This window comes from uncultured Campylobacter sp. (assembly GCF_937997465.1).
GTDB lineage: Bacteria > Campylobacterota > Campylobacteria > Campylobacterales > Campylobacteraceae > Campylobacter_A.
Genome location: NZ_CALKTQ010000173.1, coordinates 1 through 1,870, shown reverse-complemented (window position 1 = coordinate 1,870; position 1,870 = coordinate 1). Strand labels below are relative to the sequence as shown.

The 1,870-nt window shown below is 46.1% G+C and carries 1 protein-coding gene; it reads left to right on the top strand.

Going from position 1 to position 1,870, the window contains the following annotated elements:
* Positions 1-47 precede the first annotated feature (47 nt).
* Complete coding sequence (locus tag Q0546_RS05535) at positions 48-1,727, top strand: anaerobic C4-dicarboxylate transporter (RefSeq protein ID WP_298791266.1); 1,680 nt, start codon at positions 48-50, stop codon at positions 1,725-1,727.
* Positions 1,728-1,870 lie beyond the last annotated feature (143 nt).

Genomic DNA, 1,870 nt, shown 5'->3' with positions numbered 1-1,870 from the left:
TTTTAATATTTATATAATCGCGGCGTAATTTCCAAAAAGGAGAACAAATGGAATTCCTAACCAGTTTGAGTGAAAGCACTCAGTTCACTCTCCAACTAATCGTAGTGCTCGGATGTTTATTCTACGGCGCTAAAAAAGGCGGTATGGCTCTAGGCGTACTAGGCGGTATCGGTCTTGTTATCTTGGTGTTTGCATTCGGTATGAAGCCAGGCAAACCAGCAGTAGACGTCATCCTAACGATCCTAGCCGTCGTCGTAGCAAGCGCTACGCTGCAAGCTGCAGGTGGTCTTGACGTTATGCTTCAGATAGCGGAAAAAGCGCTAAGAAAAAATCCTAAATTCGTCTGTATCCTAGCTCCTATTTGCGGCTGGACGCTAACGGTTCTATGCGGCACCGGACACACGGTTTATACGCTGCTACCGATCATCTACGACGTATCTATCAAAAGCGGCATCCGTCCGGAAAGACCGCTGGCTGCTACTACGATCTCGTCTCAGCTAGCCATCATCGCTAGCCCGGTTTCGGTTGCGGGCGTATCTATGGTCGCCGTTTTGCTAGGCACTGGCACAGTTCATATCGATGGATTTACTAGCTACGTGGATCTACTAAAAGTAACTATCCCGTCAACCTTTATCGGTATGCTTATCATCGGTACTTACTCGATTTTTAGAGGTAAAGACCTAGATAAAGACCCTGATTTCCAAGAGAGGATCAAAGACCCTGAGCAAAGAAAATATATCTACGGCTCAGACGAATCTCACTCTCTAATCGGCGCAAAACTCCCTGCTAAACAGTGGAACGTGATGTGGATATTCCTAGCTACTATCGCTATCGTGGCGGTTCTAGGCTACTATAAACAACTACGCCCTAGCTGGACTAGCAACGTCCCTGGCAAATCTATCGAAATCGTAGTAGGTGAAAAAGTAGTTAAAAACATCACCGTAAAAGACGGACAAGTAGTCTCTACCGTAGATGGTAGCAAAGTCGTCTCAAACGTAAAAGACAGTAAAGTAAAAGACGCTACTAAATTTACGAACGTAGAAGTCCTAGATAAAGACAAAAAAGTAACTCAAACTATCGTGCTTCAAGACGGCAATGTAGTTATCACTAAAGAGGGTAAAACCGAAACCGTCGCAAACGCTAGCATCGTAGTAAAAGATACTATGAAAAAGACCGCCCCTCTAGGCATGGTAGATACGATCCAAATTTTCATGCTACTAGCCGCGTCTATCATGATGATCTACTCAGGCATAAAGGCTGCCAAGATCGCTCAAAACGAGATCTTCCACAGCGGTATGGTCGCGCTCGTAGCGATCTACGGTATCAGCTGGATGGCCGATACGATGTTCCACTCTCACATCGAGATGCTAAAAGGCTCGCTAGGAGAGGTGATGAGGGCCTATCCGTGGATGTATATCGTCGTAGGTATGCTGATTTCTAAGTTCCTAAACTCTCAAGCAGCCGCTGCCGCGACATTCGTACCGCTTGCTGTTCAGATCGGCGTGGATCCAGGCATCATCGTTGCGTTTGCTACGGCTTGCTATGGATACTTTATCCTTCCTACATATCCGAGTGACCTTGCTGCTATCCAGTTTGACCGCTCAGGTACGACTAAGATCGGCAAATACGTCATCAACCACAGCTTTATCATCCCTGGCCTTATCGGCGTGTTTAGTTCGTGCGCGGTGGGTTGGGTGCTAGCTAACCTTTACGGATTTATTAAATAATTTTGCCTTGCGAGACTTGCTTAGGCTTGTTTCGCGAGCGCTTTTGAGAGAGATTTTTGCTTCGTTGTACTCGCAACTGCGAGCAGAGGAAATTTTAAGTCTGCGGCAGACTACTTGTCTAGCCTTGACTTAAAATTTCTGCA

Excerpts from the sequence above, each read along its gene's own strand:
- Q0546_RS05535 (WP_298791266.1), top strand. The coding sequence starts at position 48 with ATGGAATTCCTAACCAGTTTGAGTGAAAGCACTCAGTTCACTCTCCAA.